The following is a 23,440-nucleotide window of genomic DNA, read 5'->3' on the forward strand; positions in this document are numbered from 1 at the left end:
AGTGCAGGGCGGTCCTGCGCCGGCCTTTCACTCGGAGTCGCTATTACCCAGAAGAGTGAAGGTCGAAACGGGGAATCCGGGAAAAATCCGGTCCGCTAGCCTGGTGTGCGTGGCTACTCCTCGCGTGGTGATCCTGGACTACGGGTCCGGCAACCTCCGCTCCGCCGAACGTGCCGTCGAGCGCGCCGGCGCCGACGTCGAGGTCACCGCCGACCCGCATGCCGCGCTCGAGGCCGACGGCCTGGTCGTCCCCGGTGTCGGTGCCTTCTCCGCCTGCATGGAGGGGCTGCGGTCGGTGTCGGGGGAGAAGATCATCGGCAAGCGCCTCGCCGGCGGCCGTCCCGTGCTGGGCATCTGCGTCGGCATGCAGATCCTGTTCGAACGCGGGGTCGAGCACGGCGTGGAGGCCGAGGGCGCCGGGGAGTGGCCGGGCACGGTCGACCGGCTGGAGGCCGACGTCCTGCCCCACATGGGCTGGAACACCGTCCGCGCCCCGGAGGACTCGCGGTTGTTCGCCGGGCTCGACGCGGACACGCGGTTCTACTTCGTGCACTCCTATGCCGCGCGGACCTGGGAACTGGACTCCGGCCTCGCCGGGCAGCAGCCCAAGGTGACCTGGGCCAACCACGGCCAGGACTTCGTCGCCGCCGTCGAGAACGGGCCGCTCTGGGCGACCCAGTTCCACCCCGAGAAGTCCGGGGACGCCGGGGCGCACCTGCTGCGCAACTGGCTGAACACCCTGTCTTAGAGTGGGCGCGTGACTTTCACGCTCCTTCCCGCCGTTGATGTGGCCGATGGCCAGGCCGTGCGACTCGTCCAGGGCGAGGCCGGCACCGAGACCTCCTATGGCAGCCCGCTGGAGGCGGCGCTCGCCTGGCAGCGCGACGGGGCGGAGTGGATCCATCTGGTGGACCTCGACGCCGCGTTCGGCAAGGGTTCCAACCGCGAGCTGCTCGCCGACGTCGTGGCCAGGCTCGACGTCCAGGTGGAGCTGTCCGGTGGCATCCGCGACGATGCCTCGCTGGAGGCCGCGCTGGCCACCGGCGCCCGCCGCGTCAACCTCGGCACCGCGGCGCTGGAGGACCCCGAGTGGACCGCGAAGGTCGTCTCGTCCTACGGCGACCGCGTCGCCATCGGGCTGGACGTGCGGATCACCGAGGCCGGGCACCGGCTGTCCGCCCGCGGCTGGACGCAGGACGGCGGTGACCTCTGGGAGGTCCTCGACCGGCTCGACCGCGACGGCGCGCAGCGCTACGTCGTCACCGACGTGAGCAAGGACGGGACCCTCCAGGGGCCGAACATCGGCCTGCTCCGCGAGGTCGCCGCCCGCACCGACGCGCCGGTCATCGCCTCCGGTGGTGTGTCCAGTGTGGACGATCTCCGCGCGCTGGCCGCGCTGGCCCGCGACGGTGTCGAAGGCTCCATCGTCGGCAAGGCGCTCTACGCCGGCGCGTTCACCCTGCCCGAGGCGCTCGCGGCCGTCGCGGAGTTCTGAGCTTTACCTCCCGGGTAATCGACGCCACGCGCCGCCTCGGTCAGGATTCCTTCCAGAACAACGAAACCTGGAGGGACACCATGACCGCCTACGGACTCGCCCACCTTCGCCCCGCCGCCGTGCTGGCCGAAGAGGTCTTCGAGTACATGGAACGGATCCAGGCCACGCTCGACCCCTTCGGCGGCAAGTTCCTCGTGCACGGAGCCGGGGTCCACGTCGTCGAGGGGGAGTGGCCGGGGGCGCTCGTGCTCATCGAGTTCCCGAGCCTGGACGCCGCGCGGGAGTGGTACGGCTCGCCCGCGTACCAGGAGATCCTGCCGTTGCGGGCCGACCACATCCCCGGCGATCTGATCCTGGTCGAGGGATGCGGGCCGGACCACGACTCGGCCGCGCTGGCGGCCGGGCTGCGGGCGCTGCAGGCGGCCTGAGTGAGCCGGTGCCGGCCGAGGGGTGCCGCGAAAGCCACTTTCGCAACCTTCAACGTTGCGAAAGTGGCTTTCGCAACGTCAGTGGGGTAGGCGGGTCGGCAGCCGGTGGCACGTCGCGAAAGCCACTTTCGCGACGTCTGATGTCCCGAAAGTGGCTTTCGCGACATGAGCATCGGCCCCCCGGGTCACTCCGCCAGCTTGACGGCGATCCCCACTGTCCGGTCCTTCGGCCCCCGCAGCCTGCTGAAGAACATCGTGACCCGCCCGGTGATCCCGTACTTCCGCGCGATCACCTTGCGCACGCGCTCGGTCTCGTCGAGGTCCAGCAGCCGCGCCTCGCCCGCGACGACGTCACCATGGGTCTTGGCGCCGCGGAAGTCGCAGGCCTGGACCTCGACGCGGCCGCTGTTGCGGATGCGCTTGACCTTGCCGGCCTTCCGTTCGGACCAGAGCACCAGCTCGCCGCCGTCGCCCGCCGCCCAGACCGGCGTCGGCACCGGGGTGCCGTTCTTGCGGAAGGTGGTCAGGACGACGTACTTCTCGGCGGCGATCCGCTCGAACTCCGATCCCATGTGGAAAGTCTAGGGCGTCCGGCGACGCAGCGTCGCCGCGCCGAGCACCAGCGCGGCCAGAGCGCACGCCCCGACGACGAGCAGGTTCCGGATGAGCGTCGCGTCCACGGTGCCCGACGTGGTGACCCGGGTGAGCGCTTCGACGGCGTACGAAAGCGGCATCACGTTCGAAAGCCAGTTCAGGAGCCAGCCCATTTCGCCGCGCGGTACGAACAGTCCGCACAGCAGGATCTGCGGCAGCACGAACAGCGGCATGAACTGCACCGCCTGGAATTCCGTCCGTGCGAACGCGCTCACGAACAGGCCGAGCGCCATCCCCAGGAGGGCGTCGAGGACGGCGATGAGCAGCAGCATCCCGATCGAGCCCGCGATGTCGAGGCCGAGCCAGGCGAGCGAGACCCCGGCGGCGACGCCGACCTGCACGATCGCGATCGAACCGAACGCGATCGCGTAGCCGAAGAGCAGGTCCATCCGGCCGATCGGCAGCGTCATGAGCCGTTCCAGGGTCGCCGTGGTGCGCTCGCGCAGCGTGGTGATCGAGGTGATCAGGAACATGATCAGGAACGGGAAGACGCCGAGCAGCGCCGGGGCGACCCGGCTGAACACCGCTTCGGAGTTGAAGACGAAGCGCAGCAGCACCATCAGCAGTGACGGGACGACGATCAGCATCGCGACGGTGCGCGGATCGTGCCGCAGCTGAAGGAGGATGCGGCGGGCCGTGGCGAGCGTCAGCGTGGGGTTCACGAGGTCATCTCCGTCTCCCGGACGAGCCGCAGGAACGCCTGCTCCAGATCGGTCGTCCCGGTGCGCTCGCGCAGCCCGGCCGGGGTGTCGTCGGCGAGGATCCGGCCTTCGCGCATGAGCAGCAGCCGGTCGCATCGCGCGGCCTCGTCCATGACGTGGCTGGACACGAGCAGCGTCGCCCCGCCGTCGGCGAGGCCGCGGAACAGCGCCCAGAGTTCGTCGCGGAGCACGGGATCGAGGCCGACGGTCGGTTCGTCGAGGACGAGCAGTTCGGGTTTCCCGAGCAGCGCGACGGCGAGGTTGGCGCGGTTGTGCTGGCCGCCCGACAGGGAGCCGACCAGTTTGCCCGCGTGGTCGGTGAGCCCGACTTCGGCGATCACTCTGTCCACATCGGACATCGGCGCGCGAAGGACGGAAGCGAAGTAGCGCAAGGCTTCCGTGATGGTGAGGTCGGCGTAGATGGCCGGGTTCTGGGTGGCGTAGCCGATCAGCCGCCGCAACGGCGGGCTGCCGGCGGGATGGCCGAGCACGGTGACCTCGCCCGCGGCGACGATCTGCACGCCGACGATCGCGCGCATCAGCGTCGTCTTGCCGCAGCCGCTCGGCCCGAGCAGGCCGGTGACGCGGCCGCGCGGCGTCCGGAACGCGATGTCCTTGACGACCTCGCGACCGCCGCGGACGACCCTCAGTCCCGTCACGGAGATCGCTGAATTAGCCATGTGTTTAATTCTGCGCCCGTTGAGAAGCTCGAGTCAAGGGGCGCGGGTTTCAGGACAGCCGGACGGCGATGCCCGGGTAGTCGCGGACCAGCAGGTGCCGGTCGTAACGCAGCACGGAGGAGAAATCGAAGACCGGTGCCGTGTAGGCGAAATCGCAGTCACCGATCCGCTCGTAGCGCTGCTCGAGCCTTTCCACGGCGAGGTCGCCCGCCCGGACGTACACGGCGGGCGCCTCGGCGGCCGTACCCGGAGCGAGGCCGAGCCGGTGCACCGGCAGCGTGTTCGTCATCGACGACGACTCGAGATCCACGTCGAAACAGCCTTCGAGCCGCGGATCCGCGACGCCGTCCACTCGCCAGCGCCCGTCGCCACCCGATTCGAGCACCGTGCGCCGGGCACCGCTCGCCGACCGGCCGGAGAGCTCCGCCGACCTCGTGTGCCAGGCGGCGTCGACGGTGATCGCGTACTCGACGAACCAGGACTCGCCGTCCTCGACCGCCGTCGTGGCCCCGCTGATCCGCCAGCCGCCTTCGTGTTCTTCGAAGAACGCGACCTCCACGCCGGTCCTCGCGTCCCGATGCAGCCAGGTCGCCGTCGCGGGAAGGCTCATGGGACCAGGACGAGCTTGCCCCGGACGTGGCCCGCTTCGCTCTCGTCCTGGGCCGCGGCCGCTTCGGCGAGCGGGTACACCCGGGCGATCGGCAGGTCGAGCTTGCCTTCGGCGGCGAGCGCGGCGCCTTCGGCCAGCGAACCGGGGACCTGTTCGGCCGGGGATCCCGACGTGAAGCGGACGCCGTGGTCGGCCGCGTCCGGCGCGGCGATGGTGATGACCCGCTTCGGGCCGCCGGTCAGCTCGACGAGGGTGGGGAGCGAGCCGCGCCCGGAGGTGTCGAAGGAGGCGTCGATGCCCTGCGGCGCGACGGCGCGTACGCGCTCGGCAAGCGCTTCGCCGTACTGCACCGGGATGGCGCCCAGCGAGCGCAGATAGTCGTGGTTCGCTTCGCTCGCGGTGCCCACGACGGTGAGCCCGCGGGCGACGGCGAGCTGGACGGCGATGGTGCCGACGCCGCCCGCCGCGCCGTCGATGAGCAGCGTCTCGCCCTTGTGCAGATCCAAGAGGTTCAGAGCGCGATAGGCGGTGTTGACGACCGCCGGCAGCGCCGCGGCCAGCTCCCAGGACAGTGCCCCGGGCTTGCGGACCAGCTTCACGGGATCCGCGAGGACGTACTCCGCGTACCCGCCGATGCCGGACCCCAGGACTTCGTCACCGGTCGCGAAATCGGTCACCCCCGCGCCGACCGCGTCGATCACGCCCGAGATGTCCCCGCCCGGGACGGCGGGGAAGTTCGCGGGATACACCTCGGCCATCAGCCCGGAGCGGATCTTCCAGTCGATCGGGTTCACGCCCGCGGCCCGGACCGCGACCCTCACCTGGCCGGGACCCGGCAAGGGAAGCTCGCGTTCGAGGACGCGCAGGACCCCGGAGTCGCCGTACTCGGTGAACGCGATGGAGCGGTAGGTGTCTGTCATGCCGTCGACAACCGCCGCCCGTCCGTCACTATTCCGGCGGTTTCCCGAACCAGCTGTAGTCACCGGGGACGATCTGCAGGCCCTCGGCGATGTCGAGCAGCGTCGCCCGGTCCCGCTTACCCGACACGGTGAGCCAGCGCCCGCCTTCGACCTGGACGGCGACCGTTTCGTCCAGCCGCTCGAGCCGTCCGTTCCGCGCGGGGAGGGCGAAACCGTCGAGGCCCCGGATCTTGAGCGGCACGGGCGCGGCGTCGCCCGCTTCCGGCCGTTCGCCGCCGAGCCTCGCCGTGACGACCGCCGGAGCGGTGGGCTGCCCGGTACGGGTGGCTTCGAGCTCGGTCCGGCCACCGTCGACCGCCATGGGCAGGTTCACCCCGGACAGCGCCAGATCGGCGGGCAACCTGCCGAACCGCAGTTCGCCCGACACCCGGGCACGGCCGTCCCTGACCATCTCGTCCGCGATCCGCTGGCCCACGCCACGCGGGTCCCGCACGCCGTACAGGGTCAGGTTCAGGACGTACGCGTCGTCGGGTGACCACGTCAGCATCGTCGCGTCGCCGTAGACCTCCGAGACCATGCCGACCCGGCCGTGCACGATGATCTGGTTCGGGGCGGGGGCGATCGTCCACGGCCCGCGCCGCTCGTCCAGCGGAGTGGTGGTCAGCTTGACCTGGCCCGCCTCGCCGCCGTTCCACATCCTGGTCTGAGGCGCGGGATAGGGCTTCGCGGAGCGGCTCATCTCCGTGAAGCCGTCGGGCAGCCAGCCCGGTTTGTACGGCAGCACCGACCAGTCCGCGTCGCGCGGGGAAGCCGGCGTGACCGTGGTGTAGGCCCGCAGGCCCAGCGGCACGCCGAGCGCGATGATCGCGACCGCCGCCGCGACCAGCGCCAAAGCCATCTTCGGGCGGCTTCGCGGTCGTTGGGCCAGCGCTTCGCGGATCTCGGCCCCGTCGGGTGCCCGCGTCGCCAGGTGTTCGAGGCTCTCGCGGATCAGGTCCTCGGTGTGCTCGTCACTCAGTCGGGTCATTTGCGGGCTCCCGTGGGCTGCACGGACGAGGACGGCCCGGTTTCCCGCAGCGTCGCGAGCGCGCGCGAGATCTGGCTGCGCACGGTCGACGTCGCGCAGCGGAGTACCGCGCCGATCTCCTCGTCGGAGTAGTTCTCGTAGTAGCGGAGCACGATCGCGGCGCGTTGTTTGCGCGGGAGCTTCGCGAGCCGGCTCAGCATCGCGTCGCGTTCGTCGTACTCGATGGCGTGGTCGGAGACCGGCGGGCTCATCAGGTCGAGTGCTTCCGGCGACGACGGCGTCACCCGGCGGACCGCCAGCCGCCTCCGCCACGAGAGGTACTCGTTGGTCACCATCCGGCGGACGTACGTCGGCGGATGGTCGATCTTCGGCCAGCGTTCCTGGGCACGCAGCAGCACCTCCTGGACGATGTCCTGCGCCAGGTACGGGTCGTCGGTCAGGACGGTCGCGTAGCGCAGGAGGCCGTCCAGGCGATCCGCGACGAACTCGTCGAAGGTCGCAGGCACGTGTCCCCCTCAGCCGGTGGTCTCGCTCCAGTGACGCGCGAGACCACCCTCCTGATGCATCGGGAGGCGAACTTTCTCGGTGCCGGGGGTCAGGTAGTACTGAGCGACGGGGGCCAGCATCCCGACGATCTCCTCCTCCGAGGCGTTGACCAGCGGCGGGAGCCCGATGACGTAGCGCAGCAGCGCGAACCCGATCATCTGCGCGGCGATCCCGGCCACCCGCACCTTCGGCACGCCGCGCGCTTCGGCGACCCGAGCCAGCACCGCCCGCTCCAGGAACTGCCGCATCATGGTCGCGACCTGCTCGTTGGTGGTCGCAGACCGGATCATCGCCAGGAACGGCGCGCGGCCGTCCGGGGCCTCCCAGAGGCCGAGGAACGCGCGGACGAGGCGCTCGCCGATCTCCGCTTCGGGGCCTTCGAGGATCCGGGGGACCAGCTCGCCCGGATCCACCGGCAGGTTCATCGACGCGGCGAAGAGCTGTTGCTTGGTACCGAAGAAATGGTGCAGCAGCGCCGCGTTGACCCCGGCGTCGGCCGCGATGGCGCGGACGGTCGCGCCGTCGTAACCCTGTTCGGCGAATCTGCGCCTAGCCGCTTCGAGGATCTCCTCCCGCGTCTCGGTCTGCCCCGGCCGCCGCCCCGCCTGTGCCATCCCGCGAGCTTAGAACGGCTCTTGACTACGCTTGTCCCCATGTCAGTCGCAGTCAGGGTCATCCCGTGTCTCGACGTCGACGCGGGCCGTGTGGTGAAGGGCGTCAACTTCGCCGACCTGCGCGACGCCGGCGACCCCGTCGAGCTTGCCCGCCTGTACGACGCCGAGGGCGCGGACGAGCTCACGTTCCTCGACGTCACGGCGTCCTCCGGGGACCGTGAGACCACCTTCGACGTCGTGCGCCGGACCGCGGAGCAGGTGTTCATCCCGCTCACCGTCGGTGGCGGCGTGCGGACGAACGACGACGTCAACCGGTTGCTGCGCACCGGCGCGGACAAGGTGAGCATCAACACCGCCGCCATCGCGCGGCCGGAGTTCCTGCGCGAGGCGTCCCGCCGGTTCGGCGCGCAGTGCGTCGTGCTGTCGGTGGACGCGCGCCGGGTCCCGGAGGGGACCGAGCCGACTCCGTCCGGTTTCGAGGTGACCACGCACGGCGGGCGCCGCGGCACCGGGATCGACGCCGTCGAGTGGGCCGCGCGCGGCGAGGAGCTCGGCGTCGGCGAGATCCTGCTCAACTCGATGGACGCCGACGGCACCAAGAACGGCTTCGACCTCGAACTCCTGACCCAGGTGCGGGCGGCGGTCCGGGTCCCGGTGATCGCCAGCGGCGGCGCCGGCGCGCTGGAGCACTTCCTGCCCGCCGTCGAGGCGGGGGCGGACGCGGTGCTCGCGGCCAGCGTGTTCCACTTCGGACAGTTGAAGATCGACGAGGTCAAGAGCGCGCTCCGCGCCGGGGGAGTCGTGGTCCGGTGATCATGGCGAAATGGAAGGCCTCCACCGAGGTCAAGGTCGTCTGCGCGCTGCTGCTCGGGCTCGCCCTCGCCTACATCGCGATGGCCGCGGTCCTCATGTTCGCGCCGTACTCCACCGCGCGGACGTTCCTGCTGCCGGGGACGTCGCTGGTCCTCGGCGGCCTGGTCGTGGCGGGGCTGGTGCTGAAGATGTCTTCGGCGCGGTTCGCCGGTTTCGCCGTCAGCTTCCTGTTCGGGTTGCTGCACGCGCTTTCCATGCTGGCGGCGGAACTCTTCTGGGTGAAGATCGTCTCCGGGCTGCTGTTCGCCGGGTACATCTACACGGCGGTCCTGCTCAACTCGATGCCGGTGAAACGGCACCTTCTCGGAGCCACGAATGACGCTTGACCCCGCCCTCTCGGATCGCTTGAAGCGCAACGCGGACGGGCTGATCGCCGCCGTCGTCGTCGAACACTCCACATCGGACGTGCTGATGATGGCGTGGATGAACGACGAGGCGCTCGAGCGCACCCTCACGACGCGGCGCGCCACCTATTACTCGCGCAGCCGTGAGGAACTGTGGGTCAAGGGCGAGACCTCCGGCCATGTCCAGCACGTGCGCGAGGTGCGGATCGACTGTGACGGCGATACCGTCCTCCTGCGCGTCGACCAGACCGGCCCGGCCTGTCACACCGGCACGCACACCTGCTTCGACACCGAAGACCGGCTGTTGCTGGCCGACGAGAGCGAGAATCCGTGAATGTCGTCGCCAACGTCCTGGTCGGCATCGTCGCCCTGATCCACCTGTACATCGTCGTGCTCGAGATGTTCCTGTGGACCACGCCGCGCGCCCGCGCCTCCTTCGGCACCACCGAGGAATTCGCGAAGGAGACCAAGACGCTGGCGGCGAACCAGGGGCTGTACAACGGTTTCCTCGCCGCCGCGTTGATCTGGGGCCTGCTCGCGACCGGCGGCACCGCCTGGCAGTTCAAGATCTTCGGCCTCGCCTGCGTGATCGTGGCCGGGCTCTACGGGACGGCGACGGCGAGCAAGAAGATCTTCTTCGTGCAGGTGGTCCCCGGCACGCTGGCGCTGATCGCGGTACTGATCGCCGGCTGACGCGCCTGCTGACTTGCACGCTCGCTGAGCGCTCACGGTTGCCTTGGAGCGGGATGCGACTCGTCGGCCGGAAAAGGCACTTCTCTCGATTAACCTCAGCGCATGAAACTGGGGCGAGCGAAGCGAAGATCAGCCGAGCGTGACAGTCCGAGACGACGCCCGCGGGTCGCCGGGAGGCCTCGCTCCACTCCGGACGATGACGTGACCGAAAGCTTCGTGGACCCGACGATCCACGAAGAGGTGGCCACACCCTTGATCGGGAAGCTGTCGATTTTCGAACAACGGGCGACGGCTTTGGCGGTGTTCTGGATGGCCTACTTCGTCGTGTGCCTGATGGTTTCGGAAGATCCTCGGTTCGAAGTGCTGTCCCCGCTGGCTTTGGCGGCCTTCTACGGTATTCCGGCGTGTCTGTACGCCGCCTGGCTCTGGAAGAGCCGCCGTCGCTCCGCTGCGAAGACCGGTTTGCGCGAGGCCACGGCGACCGTGCGGCCCGGCTGGTTGTACCCCAGGATCGACGTCTATCTCGAGCGCGACTACAAACTGCTTCAGACCCGCAGGTCGCTGCGGATCGCTCCTCGTTTCAAGGGACTCGAGAAAGTCCCCGTCTTCATCGGCGGCGAGGGAACCGACATGATCGTGATCTTCCCGCGCGGACGGTTTTCGAAGGACACGCTCTACGCGGTTCCCGTCAAGGAGATCGAACCGGACACGGCCTGATCGGACGACACCTGATCAGGCCCGGAGGTCACCCGGCCCGCGAGTTACGCCTCCAATCACGCGAGTTCCGCCTCCAATCACGCGAGTTCCGCCTCCGATCACGCGAGTTGCGTTTCTCCTCACGCGCGGCGTCACCCTCCGCTCGGTGGGTAGTGAAGGCCTCCTTCACTACCGTCAGGGTGGGCAAGGAGGCCTTGGGCGCGATTCGCGTGTCCAGACGGCGAACTCACGTGATTGAAGGCGTAACTCACGTGATTGAAGGCGTAACTCGCGTGATCAGAGAGCGAACTCGCGTGATCGGAGGGCGCACACGCCGGAGCCGCTCAGTCGATGTTCCCGGTCAGGTAGCGCTGCACCGTCGGCGCGATCGCGGTCACCAGCGGCTCGATCTCGCTCGACGCCATGGGTTCGAACTTCGCGACGTATCGCACCAGCCCCATCCCGACGAGCTGGGAGGCGCAGAGCGTGGTCCGCAGTTCGACGCGGTCCGAGCCCAGTCCGCCGATGACCTTCGTGAAGAAGTTCTGGAAGAACCCGCGCAGTACGGCCGCGGCCTGTTCGTGCCCGGCGACGCTGCGGACGAGCGCCTGGAACACGTCGCCGCCCGCGCCGTCCCATCGGGTGAGGAAGGTGCGCACGATCCGACGGCCGAACTCCTCGTCGGGCCCGTCCTGAAGTTCCGCGAGCAGTTCGTGCGGGTCGAAGGGGAGCTTCAGGATCGCTTGGGCGAACAGCCCCTCCTTGCTGCCGAACCAGTGATTGACCATCGCCGCGTCGACCCCGGCGCGGGTCGCGATCGTGCGGACGGTCGCGCCGTCGAAGCCGCTCTCACCGAACACCGCGCGCGCCGCTTCGATCAGCGCGGTGCGGGTGTCCTGTCCGCCGGGCCGCCGTCCCCGGCGTCGCGCGGTAGTGTCGTCAACAGCCATGGCGTCATCATGAACGGACCCGGCCCGAAATTCAACATTCTTTGAATTCATCCCCGCGTCCCCGCCCGCCCGGGCGTTGCAGCACAATGAGCGGCATGGTCAGCGCCGCTAACGCCAGCCCGTCGGGGCTCGGCTCGGTCAGCCCTTCGCGCGACGAGTTCCGCGCGCTCGCCGAGGGCCGTCGCGTCATCCCCGTTGTCCGCCGCGTGCTCGCCGACGGCGAGACCCCCATCGGGGTCTACCGCAAGCTCGCCGCCGACCGGCCGGGGACGTTCCTCTTCGAATCGGCGGAGAACGGCGCGTCGTGGAGCCGATGGTCGTTCATCGGCGTCGACAGCCCCGCCGCGCTGACCGTGCGTGACGGCGAGGCGGTCTGGACCGGCACCCCGCCGGTCGGCCTGCCGACCGAGGGCGACCCGCTCACCGTGCTGCGGGAGACCGTCGCCGCGCTCCACACCGAACAGCTGCCCGGGATGCCGCCGCTCACCGGCGGCATGGTCGGCTACATCGGCTACGACGCCGTCCGCTGGCTCGAACGGCTCCCCGAACTCGCCGAGCGGGACCTCGACATCCCCGAGCTCACCATGCTCCTGGCGACCGACCTCGCCGCCTTCGACCACCACGAGGGCACCGTCACGCTGATCGCCAACGCGGTCAACTGGGACGACTCGGCCGAGCGCGTCGACGCCGCGTACGACGACGCCGTCGCGCGCCTGAACGCGATGACCAAGCAGCTGCACGTCGCGGCCCCGGCCACGGCCGCCGTCTTCGACCGGCCGGCGCCCGAGTTCACCCGCCGCCGCTCCAAGCCGGACTTCCACGCGGCCGTCGAGAAGGCGGTCGAGGCGATCAAGGCGGGCGAAGCGTTCCAAATCGTGCCGTCGCAACGCTTCGAGATCGAGACGCAGGCCGACGCGCTGGACGTCTACCGCGTGCTGCGCACGTCCAATCCGAGCCCGTACATGTACCTGCTGCGCCTGGACGGGTTCGACATCGTCGGGTCCAGCCCGGAGTCGCTGGTCACCGTGCGGGACGGCCGCGCGACCACGCATCCGATCGCGGGCACCCGCTGGCGCGGCGCCGACCCGGAGGAGGACGCGCAGCTGGCCAAGGACCTGCTGGCGGACGAGAAGGAACGCGCCGAGCACCTGATGCTCGTCGACCTCGGCCGCAACGACCTCGGAAAGGTCTGCAAACCCGGCACGGTGCGCGTCGTCGACTTCTTCGACGTCGAGCGTTACAGCCACGTCATGCACATCGTCTCCACGGTCACCGGCGAACTCCTCGACGACAAGACGGCTTTCGACGCCGTCGCCGCCTGTTTCCCGGCGGGGACGCTGTCGGGCGCGCCGAAGGTCCGCGCGATGCAGCTGATCGAGGAACTGGAGCCGACCCGCAGGGCGCTCTACGGCGGTGTCGTCGGGTATCTCGACTTCGCCGGGGACGCCGACACCGCGATCGCGATCCGCACCGCGCTGATGAAGGACGGCACCGCGTACGTCCAGGCCGGCGGGGGAGTCGTCGCGGATTCGGTGGCCGACTACGAGGACAACGAGTCGCTCAACAAGGCCCGCACCGTGCTGTCGGCCGTCGCGGCGGCGCAGACGATGATCGCCGCGGACGAGCTCGACCCGGCGGGTGACAGCACTCGTGTCTGACGCCCCGGCGAAGAAGGCCAAGCGTCCACTGTGGATCGCCGTGGTGGGCCTGCTGCTGGGCGCGGTCGCGCTGTGGGGTTCTTCGCAGCTCGTCTGGTTCGCGGAGTTCCGCGACGGTGGCGTGCGCGGCACGGTGCTCTACACGGAAACCGGTTCACAACGTGCGGTCGCGCTGATTCCGCTCGCGTTGCTGGCGCTCGCCGGCACGGCGGGGCTGATCGCCACCGGCGGCTGGCCACGCCGGGTGCTCGGCGTGGTACTCGCCGTGGCCGGGGTGGCCGCGGTGTGGATCGGCGTGGTCGGCGGCTCGTTCAGTGGCTTCGCCGACGGCCTGCCCGTGACTCAGATGCTGGGAGCCCGCGGCCTCGCGATCCTCGGGGGAATTCTCGTGGCGGCGGGCGGGTTGGCAGCCATCAAGGGCGCGGGCCGGATGCCTCGCCTCGGCGCGAAGTACTCGGCGCCGGGGGCGAAGAAGAAGGCCGCCAAGGATCCGGAGACCGAGCTTTGGGAGGCACTGTCCGAAGGCGAAGATCCCACCGCGACCCGGTGATGGCCGCGGAAAACGCGCGTTTCCGAGATCTACGCCGCGAAAGATGACACGGTTGGCATTCGGAGTAACGGACATACCCGGAACCAGGCCGTATCCGTGCGGGGGTTAGCATCGTTTCGGCGGGAAGGGGAAGGTTTTTGTGAGCGACCTTGCGAAGGAATCAGTGAGTACGACGGCCGGTGAGGGACTCCGGTGAGCGTGCTCGAAGACATCGTCGCCGGCGTCCGTGCCGATCTCGCCGAGCGCGAGGCGGTTCTGCCGTTCGACGAACTGAAGAAGCGCGCGACCCAGGCCGCGCCCCCACGTGACGTGCTCGCGGCCCTGCGCGAGTCCGGTATCGGCGTCATCGCCGAGGTGAAGCGGCGCAGCCCGTCCAAGGGCGATCTCGCCGAGATCCCGGACCCGGCCGCGCTGGCGAAGGACTACGCCGACGGCGGCGCCAGGGTGATCAGCGTGCTGACCGAGCAGCGCCGGTTCGGCGGTTCGCTCGCCGACCTCGACGCGGTCCGCGCGGCGGTCGACATCCCGGTGCTGCGCAAGGACTTCATCGTCAGCCCGTACCAGGTCCACGAGGCGCGGCTGCACGGCGCGGACATGGTCCTGCTGATCGTGGCCGCCCTGGAGCAGAACGCCCTGATCGCGTTGCTGGACCGGGTCGAATCCCTCGGGATGACCGCGCTGGTCGAGATCCACAACGCCGAAGAGGCCGACAAGGCCCTCGAAGCCGGCGCGAAGGTGATCGGCGTCAACGCCCGCAACCTGCACACCCTCGAGGTCGACCGGGACGTCTTCTCGCGGCTGGCCCCCGGCCTGCCGATGGACGTCTTCAAGATCGCCGAGTCCGGTGTGCGCGGCCCCGGCGACCTGATGTCCTACGCGGGTCACGGCGCCGACGCCGTCCTCGTTGGCGAAGGGCTCGTCGCTTCGGGCGACCCGAAGGGCGCGCTGGTCAAGCTCGTCACCGCGGGATCGCACCCTGCCTGCCCGAGGCCTTCTCGATGACCACGGAGTACCACGAAGAACCCCACGGCAAGCACGATCCGGACGATCGGGGCTACTACGGCCCGTACGGCGGCCGGTTCATGCCCGAGGCGCTGATCGGCGTCGTCGACGAGGTCGCGGCCGAGTACGACAAGGCGCGGAACGACCCGGACTTCGTCAACGAGTTCCGGCGTCTGCTGCGCGACTACGCGGGTCGCCCGTCGCTGCTCACCGAGGCCAAGCGCTTCGGTGAGCACGCCGGCGGCGCCCGGATCTTCCTCAAGCGCGAGGATCTGAACCACACCGGTTCGCACAAGATCAACAACGTGCTGGGCCAGGCGTTGCTCACCAAGCGGATGGGCAAGAAGCGGGTCATCGCCGAGACCGGCGCCGGTCAGCACGGCGTGGCCACCGCCACCGCCTGCGCGCTGCTGGACCTGGAATGCATCGTGTACATGGGCGAGGTCGACACCGAGCGGCAGGCGCTGAACGTGGCCCGCATGAAGCTGCTCGGCGCCGAGGTCGTCCCGGTGAAGACCGGTTCGCGCACGCTCAAAGACGCCATCAACGAGGCCCTGCGCGACTGGGTCACCAACGCCGACACGACGCACTACCTGTTCGGCACGGCGGCGGGCCCGTACCCGTTCCCGATGATGGTGCGGAACTTCCACAAGATCATCGGCGAGGAGGCCCGCGTCCAGATCCTGGAGCAGGCCGGACGCCTGCCGGACGCCGTCGCGGCCTGCGTCGGCGGCGGGTCGAACGCGATCGGCATCTTCCACGGCTTCATCGACGACCCGGACGTCCGGCTCGTCGGTCTCGAGCCGGGCGGTGAGGGCATCGAGGGCAACCGCCACGGCGCCACGCTGACCAAGGGCACCCCGGGCAACCTGCACGGCGCGATGACGTACCTGCTGCAGGACGAGGACGGCCAGACCGTCGAGTCGCACTCGATCTCCGCGGGTCTCGACTACCCGGGCGTCGGCCCGGAGCACTCGTGGCTCAAGGACAGCGGCCGCGCCGAGTACCGGCCGGTGACCGACGCCGAGGCGATGGACGCGTTCAAGCTGCTTTCGCGCACCGAGGGCATCATCCCGGCGATCGAGTCGGCGCACGCCCTGGCCGGCGCGCTGGTGCTGGGCCGCGAACTCGGCCCCGAGGGGCTGATCATCGTGAACCTGTCCGGTCGTGGCGACAAGGACATGGACACGGCCGCGAAGTACTTCGGCCTGGTGGAGAACGCATGAGCGGGTTGACGGAGCTCTTCGCGGCGACGCGCGCGGAGGGCCGTGGAGCCCTGATCGGGTATCTCCCGGCGGGTTTCCCGACGGTCGACGGGTCGAAGGACCTGCTGGCCGCGGTGGTCGATGGCGGCGCCGACCTGGTCGAGGTGGGCGTGCCCTACTCGGACCCGGTCATGGACGGCCCGACCATCCAGGCCGCGTCGGTGAGCGCGCTCTCGAGTGGTTTCAAGCTCAAGCACCTGTTCGAGGTCGTCGAGTCGGTGTCGTCGCGCGGCGGCAAGGCCGTCGTGATGACGTACTGGAACCCGGTGCACCGCTACGGCGTCGACCGCTTCGCGCGGGACCTCGCCGCCGCGGGCGGGCTCGGCCTGATCACCCCGGACCTGATCCCGGACGAGGCCGACGAGTGGATGGCCGCCTCCGAGCAGCATGGTCTGGACCGGATCTTCCTGGTCGCGCCGTCCTCCTCGGAGGAGCGGATCGCGAAGACCGTCGAGGCGGCCTCGGGATTCGTGTACGCCACCGCGGTGATGGGCGTGACCGGCGCCCGTGACCAGGTCGGCGTGCACGCCGAGGACCTGGTCGCGCGGACCCGCGCGCATACGGACCTGCCGATCGGCGTCGGTCTCGGCGTCCGCTCCGGCGAGCAGGCGGCGCAGGTCGCCGGATTCGCGGACGGCGTCATCGTCGGCTCCGCGCTGGTGACCGCCGCCGCGAGCGGACTGGACGCGGTGCGCGAGCTTTCGGCCGAACTGGCCGCGGGTGTGCGGAAGACCGTCGCCCCCGCTTGATCTGATCGCGCGTGAAGGCCCCCTTCCCTCGGCTCAGCCGAGGGAAGGGGGCCTTCACGCGCTACAGGCTCAGTGCCGCCAGCGCTGCGCCGCGGTGATCTCCTCCGGGGTCGCGTGCGCGAACCGCTCGATCTCCGCCCGCCGCACGTCCACGATCGTCGCCGCCAGCGGAGCGCCGAACGCGGCCGCCAGGCCCTTGTCCGCCTCGAACGCGGCGACGGCCTCTTCCAGCCGCTGGGGCAGCCGCTCGATCCCGCGGGCGGTGCGTTCCTCCTCGGTCAAGGTCCCGGGATCGACGTCGAGTGGCACCGGAAGGGTCGCTCCCTCGTCGGCTCCGGCCATCCCGGCGAACAGCAGGGCGGCCGCCAACAGATACGGATTCGCGGTCAGGTCGAAGCATTTGACCTCGAGGTTCGCCGCCGAGTCACGGTTCCCGGCGACGCCGCGCACCAGCCGCAGCGGCGTCTCCCGGTTCTCCAGTCCCCACGCGCCGTACACGCCCGCCCAGTGGTGCGGCTCCAGCCGCAGATAGCTGACGACAGACGGAGCGCCGATCGCGAGCAGCGCGGGCAGCCGCCGCAGGATGCCCGCGCTGAACGACTCGGCGGCAGGTGTCAGCCCGAAAACCCTTTCCCCGCCGGAGAAAAGGTTCCGAGCGCCGTCCAAGACGCTCAGGTGCACGTGTCCGCCGTTGCCGACGCCGGCGGGCGCGAACTTCGGGGTGAAGGACGCCTTCAGCCCGTGCCGGTGGCTGAGCGCGCGGATCGTCTCCTTCGTCAGGACGGCGACGTCGGCCGCGCGTACCGGATCGGCCGCGGCGACCGACAGCTCGAACTGACCGTCGGCGTACTCGGGATGGATCTGCTCGACTCCGACCCCCTGTTGGTCCAAAGTGGACACCAGGGCGCGGAGATAGTCCGCGTGCTCGGAAAGCCTCGCGTAGCCGTACGCCGGGCCCGCGGTGGCCGAGGTCGGATCGTCCGGTGCGTCGGCGCCGGTGATCACCCATTCGATCTCGAAGCTCATCCGTGCCCGCAGTCCCCGGGCGGCGAGCCGGTCCACCGCCGTCGCCAGCAGGGCGCGCGGATCCTGCGGATGCGGCTCGCCCTCCTGGTCGAGTTTCGTCACCGGTGCCCAGGCCCAGCCGGGTTGCCCGGCGAGCACGGTCAGCGCGTCGAGGTCCGGATGGAGCCGTAGGTCACCGACCGGGCCTAGGGAATGCTCGCCGCCGGTGATGACGTCGTCCGAGCCGAAGAAATCGAAGGATTTCGAAGCGCCGACACCCCACGCGGCCGCCGACGGCAGCTTCCGCAGCGGCACCGCCTTGACCCGCGCGATCCCGGCGTTGTCCACGAAGGTCAGCGCGACGAGCTCGACACCACGGGCCCGGAGCTCCCCGGTGAGGGCGGTCGCGCGGGCGGTCAGTGCTTCCCGGTTCACCATGGTTCCTCATCCTGGCCCCGATCGGAGGCCCTTGCCACGCCCGGATCCGGTCATAGGGTGAGGCCGCACTCGTCGACCACGAGAAGGGACGCGCCCATGCCGGCCACCCCGATCCTGCCGTTCGTCGCCCGGACGAGGCTGGTGGACCACCACTGCCACGGCGTCGTCACCGGTGATCTTGGCCGGATCGAGTTCGAACAGCTGCTCACCGAGGCCGACACCGTCTCGTCACTGGGCACGACCCTGTTCGACTCGCTGATCGGGCTCGCGGTCCGGGCCCGCTGCGCCCCGGTGCTCGACCTGCCGCCGCACGTCCCCGCCGAGGTCTATCTGGCCCGCCGCGCCGAACTGGGCGCCACCGAGGTCAACGCGCGGTTCCTGCGCGCCACCGGCACGACCGAATTCCTGCTCGACGGCGGTTTCCTGCCGGACACGCTGACCACGACCGGGCAGTTCGCGGCCCTCTCCGGTGCCCGCGCGCGGGACATCGTCCGGCTCGAACAGGTCGCCGAAGCGGTGATCGGATCCACCACCGCGGCCGGATTCGCGACGGCGTTCGCGGCGGAGCTGGCGAGACGCGCGACGACCGCGGTCGGGTTCAAGTCCATCGCCGCCTACCGGGTCGGCCTCGACCTGGCGGGGGAGCGGCCGACGGACACCGAAGTCACCGAAGCGGCGGGCCGCTGGCTCGCGCGGATCGAGGCGGGCGAACCGGTCCGGCTCGCGGACGAGGTGCTGCACCGGTTCCTGATCTGGACCGGGATCGACCTGGCCCTGCCCATCCAGTTCCACGTGGGATTCGGCGACTCCGATGTCGATCTGCATCGCTGCGATCCGCTGCTGCTCACCGGGCTGCTGCGGGCCACCCGGTCACACGGGGTGCCGATCATGCTGCTGCACAACTATCCCTTCCATCGGAACGCCGCGTATCTGGCGCAGGTGTTCGAGCACGTGTTCGTCGACGTGGGACTCGCGACGCACAACGCCGGTCATCGTGCGCCCGCGATCATCGCGGAGACAATGGAGCTGGTGCCGTTCGGGAAGCTGCTGTTCTCCACGGACGCGTTCGGGCTCGCCGAGCTGTACCACCTCGGCACCGCGCTGTTCCGGCAAGGACTGTCCGACTTCCTGTACGCGGGACTCACTTCGGACGTACTGTCCGAAGTGGACGCGCATCGGATAGCGGCGCTGGTGGGACACCGCAACGCCGAACGGGTGTACGGGCTGGAGGGGACATGACGGAACTGGACGAACTGCAGGACCGGTGGGAGGCCGCCGTCGAGGCGGAGCTGCCGTCCGCGATCGAACTGCGGCACCGGGTGCACGCCGATCCGCGCGCGTCGGGGGACGAGGAGGACACCGCGCGGGTTCTCGTCGAGGCGCTGGGCATCGACGAAGGGGTCCCGGTCGCCAAGACCGGGCGTGCCGTGCTGCTCCCCGGCACCGCGGCGGGACCGGCCGTGGCGTTGCGCGCCGAACTGGACGCGCTGCCGGTCACCGAACGCACCGGGATCCCGTGGGCCTCGGAAACGTCGCTGATGCACGCTTGCGGGCACGACGTGCACATGGCCGCGCTCGTCGCCACGTGCCGCGCGGCCGCCGTGGTCGGCGTGCCCCGGCCGCTGCTCGCGGTCCTGCAGCCGCGTGAGGAGACCTCGCCGTCCGGCGCGCTGGACATCGTCGAGTCGGGCGTGCTCACCGAGTACGGCGTCGAGTCGGTCATCGGCGCGCACGTCCAGCCCAGGCTCGCGGCGGGCGTGGTGTCGGCGGTGCCGGGACCGGTCAACGCCTCCACCGACGAATTCGACGTCGTCGTCCGCGGCCAGGGCGGGCACGCCGGCTACCCGCATCTGCTGCGGGACCCGATCCTCGCGCTCAGCCAGATCGTGGTGAGCCTGCAGCAGCTCGCGAGCCGCCGGGTCGACCCGGTGTTCGGCGCGGTCTGCTCGGTCGGGCGGATCGAAGCCGGGACCACGGCGAACGTCGTCCCGAACGAGGCCCGCCTGTCGGGCTCGCTGCGGCTGATGCGCGCCGACGACCGCGACCTCGCCCTGGAGGGGCTCGCCGAGGTCGTCCACGGCACCGCGAAGGCGCACGGCTGCCGGGCGGAACTGGAGATCAGCCCGTGCGAGCCGGTGCTGCACAACGACGCCGGGCTCACCCAGCGCGCGCACCGGCGGCTCGTCCGGTCCGGGGTGGGCGTGGACACCGACTTCCGGTCGTTCGGCGCCGACGACTTCGCGCACTACTGCGGGATGACCCGCGGGCTGATGATGTTCGTCGGCCTCGGCGACACGGCGGGCGCGCCCAGCCTGCACGACGAAGTGTTCCTGCCGCCCGACGCGGCCATCGGGCACGTCGCGTCGGCGCTGATCGCGGGCTATTTGGCCGCCGTCGAGGGCTGACGCCCCCAAGAAGCCGGCGAAGCGCTACGGTGGCCGACGTGAATACCGCCTCGGCAGCGTTCCTCGCGACCATCCCCAGTCCCGACCAGGGTGTCTGGCATATCGGGCCGGTCCCGATCCGGGCCTACGCGCTCTGCATCATCGCCGGCATCATCGTGGCGATCTGGCTGGGCGAGCGGCGCTGGGCGAACCGCGGCGGCACTAAGGGCACGGTCATCGACGTCGCGGTCTTCGCGGTGCCGTTCGGCCTGGTCGGCGGGCGGTTGTACCACGTCATCACCGACAACCAGCTGTACTTCGGCGAGGGCAAGAACCCGCTCAACGCGCTGAAGATCTGGGACGGCGGCCTCGGGATCTGGGGCGCCATCGCGCTCGGCGCCGTCGGCGCGCTGATCGCCTGCCGCCGCCGGGGGATCCCGCTGCCCGCGATGGCCGACGCGCTCGCGCCGGGGATCGTGATCGCGCAGGCGATCGGACGGATCGGCAACTACTTCAACCAGGAGCTCTACGGCGCGCACACCGACCTGCCGTGGGGCCTGGAGATCTACCAGCGCTACAACCCGGCCAACCCGGACGACTTCCTGAACGGCGTCGCGCTCGGGCACGTCCCGCTGCCGGACAGCCCGGTGCACCCGACGTTCCTCTACGAGCTGCTCTGGAACCTCGGTGTCGCGCTGCTGATCATCTGGGCGGACAAGAAGTTCCGCCTCGGCCACGGCCGCGTGTTCGCGCTGTACGTCGCCGGGTACACCGCGGGCCGGTTCTGGATCGAGATGATGCGGACCGACACCGCGAACCACATCCTCGGCCTGCGGGTCAACGTGTGGACCTCGATCCTGCTGTTCGCCGCGGCGATCGTGTACTTCGTCCTCGCCGCCAAGCGTGGGCCGCGGGAAGCGCCGGAGACCTTGTGGAGCAAGGACGTGCCGCGGGAGGACTCCGCCGAGCCCGCCGATACCTCCGCCGAGGCGACGCACGTGGACGTGGCGGCGGCTCCGGACACCGTCCGGGACTCGGCCGCGGACAAGGCAACCGAGGACCCGAAGCCCGAGGCGGAGAAGTAGCCGTTCCAAGTACGTGAAGGCCCCCTTCATTGCGCTAGGCGCAATGAAGGGGGCCTTCACGTACATCAGGGCGAGACCAGGCCTCGTCCGGTCACCAGGGGCAGATCCAGCGCGGTCAGCAGCCCGGGCGGAGCCGTCACCACCGCCGGGATCGCGTTCACCAGCCGCATCGCGGTCGCCTTCAGCCCGGCCGTGTTGTGGTCGCCGTCGGTGCCGACCAGCCGCAGGTCCAGCACGTAGTTCGGCTCACCGGTCACCTGGACGCGGTAGCAGCCCTGCCCGCTCGGCTGCGGCCAGTCCGGCCCGAGGTCGCCGCGCAGCCGCGTGATGTGCTCCAGCACGCACACCGCCCGCCCGCCGCGCATGCCGCGCACCTCGAACCGCAGTGCCGCCGCCGTGCCTTCTTTGATCGTTCCCGAAGCGATCTCGAACGTTTCGGGAGCCGGGAGCCGTTCGTAGACCTCCTCGACGCCGTCGAGTTCGACGTCCAGCCCGGCCGCGAGCTGCCGCACGACGCTGCCCCAGGCCAGCGACAGCACGCCGGGCTGCAGCAACAGCGGCAGATCGTCCATCTCCCGGCCGAAGCCCATGATGTCGAACAGCACCTTGCCGTTGTCGTACGTCGAATAGTCGAGGATCTCCAGGCAGCGCACCTCGTCGATCCGTTCGCACACGCCGGTGAGCACCAGCGGCAGCCAGTCGTTGGCGAACCCGGGGTCGACACCGTTGACCCACAGCGAAGCACCGCCTTCGCGGGCGGCCTCCCGGATCGGCTCGGTCATCTCCGGCGGGACGACACCTTCGGGGTACTGGAGGAACACCGGGCTGCTGGACACCACGTTGATCCCCGCGCGCAGGAAGCGTTTCAGGTCTTCGACGGCGTCGGGCAGCCGGTCGTCGGCCATCGCCGTGTAGAGCACGCAGTCCGGCTTCAGCGCGATGAGCGCGTCCGCGTCGGTCGTCGCGGCGACCCCGAGCGGGCGTCCGAGCCCGGCCAGTTCCCCGGCGTCCACGCCCGCCTTGGCCTCGCTCGAAACCCAGACCCCGGCGAGTTCGAGATCGGGGCGGGCGTCGATCCCGGCCAGCGCGTGGCGGCCGACGTTCCCGGTACTCCACTGGACCACGCGCACGTGTTGCCTCCTACAGGTCGGGCAGGCCCAGTTCCAGGTTCGGGGCCTGCAGTCCACCGTCGACTTCGATGATCTTGCCGGTGACGTACCGGCCGGCACGCGACGCCAGGAACACGACGGTCGCCGCGATGTCCTCGGCCTCGCCGATCCGGCGCAGGGGAGTGGCGGCCTCCATCCGGCCGCGCAGTTCGTCGTTGCCCACCACCACTTCGAGCGCGGACGTCGCCACCGAGCCGACCGAGATCGCGTTCACCCGCACCTTCGGCGCGAGATCGGCCGCCGCGAGCCGGGTGTAGTGCGCCAGAGCGGCCTTCGCCGTCCCGTACGCGGCGAAGCCCCGGCCGGTCACGCGGCCCATGACCGACGAGATGTTGACGACAGATCCGCCCGTCTCCAGCAACGACGGGGCCGCCGCGACGGTCAGCGCGTGCGCGGTGGAGACGTTGAAACGAAAGGCTTCTTCGAGGAATCCGGTGGTGGTTTCCAGCAGCGGCCGGGGATAGGTGCCGCCGACGTTGTTGACCACCAGGTCCAGCCGCCCGAACTCCGCCGTCGCGATCCGCGCCAGCTCGCCGGCGGCGGCCGGGTCGCTCAGATCGGCGGGCACCACGTGGGCGCGTCTGCCGGTGGCGGCGACCAGGGCGGCCACCTCGTCGAGCTGGGCTTCGGTGCGGGACGAGATCACCACGTCGGCACCGGCCTCGGCGAGCGCCACGGCCGTCGCCGCGCCGATCCCGCGTCCGGCGCCGGTGACCACGGCGACCTGGTCGGTGAGCCGGAAACGGTCCAGGATCATGCGCGAAACTGTAACACGTTCTATTTACGGTGTCCTGGGCTCGCGCGAGGGGCCCGGAGTGACTAGGGTCGCCTCACCGCGTCTCGTGACATCCCGGAACGGGACATATACTTAGCGGAACGAACTACTGCGACCTCATCAGGAACT

At 70.2% G+C, this 23,440-nt stretch carries 28 protein-coding genes; 16 read left to right on the top strand and 12 right to left on the bottom strand.

Going from position 1 to position 23,440, the window contains the following annotated elements; all coding sequences use genetic code 11:
• Positions 1 to 124 precede the first annotated feature (124 nt).
• The 3 genes from hisH (at position 125) to H4W30_RS01690 (ending at position 1,923) form a co-directional block, all read left to right on the top strand.
• On the top strand, positions 125 to 748 hold the full coding sequence (hisH, locus tag H4W30_RS01680) for an imidazole glycerol phosphate synthase subunit HisH (protein WP_192742381.1): 624 nt from the start codon (positions 125 to 127) through the stop codon (positions 746 to 748).
• A 9-nt stretch (positions 749 to 757) separates the two neighbouring features.
• A complete protein-coding gene (priA, locus tag H4W30_RS01685; RefSeq protein WP_192741150.1) occupies positions 758 to 1,495 on the top strand; it encodes a bifunctional 1-(5-phosphoribosyl)-5-((5-phosphoribosylamino)methylideneamino)imidazole-4-carboxamide isomerase/phosphoribosylanthranilate isomerase PriA in 738 nt (245 codons plus the stop codon).
• Between the two features lie 80 nt (positions 1,496 to 1,575).
• The gene (locus tag H4W30_RS01690; RefSeq protein WP_192741151.1) at positions 1,576 to 1,923 is read left to right on the top strand and encodes a DUF1330 domain-containing protein; all 348 of its coding nucleotides are present in this window, start codon (positions 1,576 to 1,578) and stop codon (positions 1,921 to 1,923) included.
• Positions 1,924 to 2,108: 185 nt separating this feature from the next.
• Here the strand turns inward: H4W30_RS01690 and H4W30_RS01695 are convergent, their stop codons facing one another.
• From H4W30_RS01695 to H4W30_RS01730, 8 genes are read right to left on the bottom strand one after another with little or no spacing between them, the layout of a single operon-like run.
• Positions 2,109 to 2,495 (bottom strand): PPOX class F420-dependent oxidoreductase, encoded by a 387-nt coding sequence (locus H4W30_RS01695; protein ID WP_126733719.1) that lies wholly within the window; start codon positions 2,493 to 2,495, stop codon positions 2,109 to 2,111.
• A gap of 9 nt (positions 2,496 to 2,504) precedes the next feature.
• Positions 2,505 to 3,239, bottom strand: a complete 735-nt coding sequence (locus H4W30_RS01700) for an ABC transporter permease (RefSeq protein ID WP_126733718.1) — start codon at positions 3,237 to 3,239, stop codon at positions 2,505 to 2,507.
• Positions 3,236 to 3,958 carry an ABC transporter ATP-binding protein gene (locus tag H4W30_RS01705; RefSeq protein ID WP_192741152.1) on the bottom strand — a complete coding sequence of 241 codons (723 nt, stop codon included), beginning with the start codon at positions 3,956 to 3,958 and terminating at the stop codon, positions 3,236 to 3,238. The genes H4W30_RS01700 and H4W30_RS01705 overlap by 4 nt, the downstream gene beginning before the upstream one ends.
• 49 nt (positions 3,959 to 4,007) lie before the next feature.
• On the bottom strand, positions 4,008 to 4,568 hold the full coding sequence (locus H4W30_RS01710; RefSeq protein ID WP_192741153.1) for a putative glycolipid-binding domain-containing protein: 561 nt from the start codon (positions 4,566 to 4,568) through the stop codon (positions 4,008 to 4,010).
• Entirely contained in the window at positions 4,565 to 5,488 is a 924-nt protein-coding gene (locus H4W30_RS01715; RefSeq protein WP_192741154.1) for an NADP-dependent oxidoreductase, read from the bottom strand. Before H4W30_RS01715 ends, H4W30_RS01710 begins: the two co-directional genes overlap by 4 nt.
• A gap of 28 nt (positions 5,489 to 5,516) precedes the next feature.
• Entirely contained in the window at positions 5,517 to 6,515 is a 999-nt protein-coding gene (locus H4W30_RS01720; RefSeq protein ID WP_192741155.1) for a hypothetical protein, read from the bottom strand.
• Entirely contained in the window at positions 6,512 to 7,021 is a 510-nt protein-coding gene (locus tag H4W30_RS01725; protein ID WP_192741156.1) for an RNA polymerase sigma factor, read from the bottom strand. The genes H4W30_RS01720 and H4W30_RS01725 overlap by 4 nt, the downstream gene beginning before the upstream one ends.
• A 9-nt stretch (positions 7,022 to 7,030) precedes the next feature.
• Positions 7,031 to 7,675 carry a TetR/AcrR family transcriptional regulator gene (locus H4W30_RS01730; RefSeq protein WP_225948719.1) on the bottom strand — a complete coding sequence of 215 codons (645 nt, stop codon included), beginning with the start codon at positions 7,673 to 7,675 and terminating at the stop codon, positions 7,031 to 7,033.
• 39 nt (positions 7,676 to 7,714) lie between these two features.
• Between H4W30_RS01730 and hisF the strand changes: the two genes are divergently transcribed.
• The 5 genes from hisF (at position 7,715) to H4W30_RS01755 (ending at position 10,302) form a co-directional block, all read left to right on the top strand.
• Complete coding sequence (gene hisF, locus H4W30_RS01735) at positions 7,715 to 8,488, top strand: imidazole glycerol phosphate synthase subunit HisF (RefSeq protein WP_192741157.1); 774 nt, start codon at positions 7,715 to 7,717, stop codon at positions 8,486 to 8,488.
• Positions 8,485 to 8,874 (top strand): hypothetical protein, encoded by a 390-nt coding sequence (locus tag H4W30_RS01740; RefSeq protein WP_192741158.1) that lies wholly within the window; start codon positions 8,485 to 8,487, stop codon positions 8,872 to 8,874. Before hisF ends, H4W30_RS01740 begins: the two co-directional genes overlap by 4 nt.
• Positions 8,864 to 9,226 (top strand): phosphoribosyl-AMP cyclohydrolase, encoded by a 363-nt coding sequence (gene hisI, locus H4W30_RS01745; protein WP_192741159.1) that lies wholly within the window; start codon positions 8,864 to 8,866, stop codon positions 9,224 to 9,226. The genes H4W30_RS01740 and hisI overlap by 11 nt, the downstream gene beginning before the upstream one ends.
• A complete protein-coding gene (locus H4W30_RS01750) occupies positions 9,223 to 9,585 on the top strand; it encodes a DUF1304 domain-containing protein (RefSeq protein ID WP_192741160.1) in 363 nt (120 codons plus the stop codon). The genes hisI and H4W30_RS01750 overlap by 4 nt, the downstream gene beginning before the upstream one ends.
• Before the next feature lie 201 nt (positions 9,586 to 9,786).
• On the top strand, positions 9,787 to 10,302 hold the full coding sequence (locus H4W30_RS01755) for a hypothetical protein (protein WP_192741161.1): 516 nt from the start codon (positions 9,787 to 9,789) through the stop codon (positions 10,300 to 10,302).
• A gap of 323 nt (positions 10,303 to 10,625) precedes the next feature.
• Here H4W30_RS01755 and H4W30_RS01760 read toward each other — a convergent pair whose 3' ends face one another.
• Positions 10,626 to 11,231 (bottom strand): TetR/AcrR family transcriptional regulator, encoded by a 606-nt coding sequence (locus H4W30_RS01760; RefSeq protein WP_192741162.1) that lies wholly within the window; start codon positions 11,229 to 11,231, stop codon positions 10,626 to 10,628.
• Positions 11,232 to 11,326: 95 nt separating this feature from the next.
• Between H4W30_RS01760 and H4W30_RS01765 the strand changes: the two genes are divergently transcribed.
• From H4W30_RS01765 to trpA, 5 genes are all read left to right on the top strand, one after another.
• A complete protein-coding gene (locus H4W30_RS01765) occupies positions 11,327 to 12,889 on the top strand; it encodes an anthranilate synthase component I (protein WP_192741163.1) in 1,563 nt (520 codons plus the stop codon).
• Entirely contained in the window at positions 12,882 to 13,439 is a 558-nt protein-coding gene (locus H4W30_RS01770; RefSeq protein ID WP_318780506.1) for a Trp biosynthesis-associated membrane protein, read from the top strand. Before H4W30_RS01765 ends, H4W30_RS01770 begins: the two co-directional genes overlap by 8 nt.
• Before the next feature lie 192 nt (positions 13,440 to 13,631).
• On the top strand, positions 13,632 to 14,441 hold the full coding sequence (gene trpC / locus H4W30_RS01775; protein WP_192741164.1) for an indole-3-glycerol phosphate synthase TrpC: 810 nt from the start codon (positions 13,632 to 13,634) through the stop codon (positions 14,439 to 14,441).
• The gene (trpB, locus tag H4W30_RS01780) at positions 14,438 to 15,667 is read left to right on the top strand and encodes a tryptophan synthase subunit beta (RefSeq protein ID WP_192741165.1); all 1,230 of its coding nucleotides are present in this window, start codon (positions 14,438 to 14,440) and stop codon (positions 15,665 to 15,667) included. The genes trpC and trpB overlap by 4 nt, the downstream gene beginning before the upstream one ends.
• Positions 15,664 to 16,455: a tryptophan synthase subunit alpha gene (trpA, locus tag H4W30_RS01785; protein WP_192741166.1), complete on the top strand. Its 792-nt coding sequence runs from the start codon at positions 15,664 to 15,666 to the stop codon at positions 16,453 to 16,455. Before trpB ends, trpA begins: the two co-directional genes overlap by 4 nt.
• Before the next feature lie 69 nt (positions 16,456 to 16,524).
• Here trpA and H4W30_RS01790 read toward each other — a convergent pair whose 3' ends face one another.
• Positions 16,525 to 17,898 carry a type I glutamate--ammonia ligase gene (locus H4W30_RS01790; protein WP_192741167.1) on the bottom strand — a complete coding sequence of 458 codons (1,374 nt, stop codon included), beginning with the start codon at positions 17,896 to 17,898 and terminating at the stop codon, positions 16,525 to 16,527.
• A gap of 96 nt (positions 17,899 to 17,994) precedes the next feature.
• Between H4W30_RS01790 and H4W30_RS01795 the strand changes: the two genes are divergently transcribed.
• From H4W30_RS01795 to lgt, 3 genes are read left to right on the top strand one after another with little or no spacing between them, the layout of a single operon-like run.
• The gene (locus tag H4W30_RS01795) at positions 17,995 to 19,137 is read left to right on the top strand and encodes an amidohydrolase family protein (protein WP_192741168.1); all 1,143 of its coding nucleotides are present in this window, start codon (positions 17,995 to 17,997) and stop codon (positions 19,135 to 19,137) included.
• A complete protein-coding gene (locus H4W30_RS01800; protein WP_192741169.1) occupies positions 19,134 to 20,303 on the top strand; it encodes a M20 metallopeptidase family protein in 1,170 nt (389 codons plus the stop codon). Before H4W30_RS01795 ends, H4W30_RS01800 begins: the two co-directional genes overlap by 4 nt.
• A gap of 29 nt (positions 20,304 to 20,332) precedes the next feature.
• Positions 20,333 to 21,367, top strand: coding sequence for a prolipoprotein diacylglyceryl transferase (lgt, locus tag H4W30_RS01805; RefSeq protein ID WP_192741170.1), 1,035 nt, complete (start codon positions 20,333 to 20,335; stop codon positions 21,365 to 21,367).
• A 65-nt stretch (positions 21,368 to 21,432) separates the two neighbouring features.
• Here the strand turns inward: lgt and H4W30_RS01810 are convergent, their stop codons facing one another.
• Both H4W30_RS01810 and H4W30_RS01815 read right to left on the bottom strand, forming a co-directional pair.
• Entirely contained in the window at positions 21,433 to 22,497 is a 1,065-nt protein-coding gene (locus H4W30_RS01810) for an NAD(P)H-dependent amine dehydrogenase family protein (protein ID WP_192741171.1), read from the bottom strand.
• A 10-nt stretch (positions 22,498 to 22,507) separates the two neighbouring features.
• Positions 22,508 to 23,293, bottom strand: coding sequence for an SDR family oxidoreductase (locus tag H4W30_RS01815; protein ID WP_192741172.1), 786 nt, complete (start codon positions 23,291 to 23,293; stop codon positions 22,508 to 22,510).
• Positions 23,294 to 23,440: the final 147 nt, after the last annotated feature.

The sequence above is a fragment of the Amycolatopsis roodepoortensis genome, assembly GCF_014873915.1.
Classification (GTDB): domain Bacteria; phylum Actinomycetota; class Actinomycetes; order Mycobacteriales; family Pseudonocardiaceae; genus Amycolatopsis; species Amycolatopsis roodepoortensis.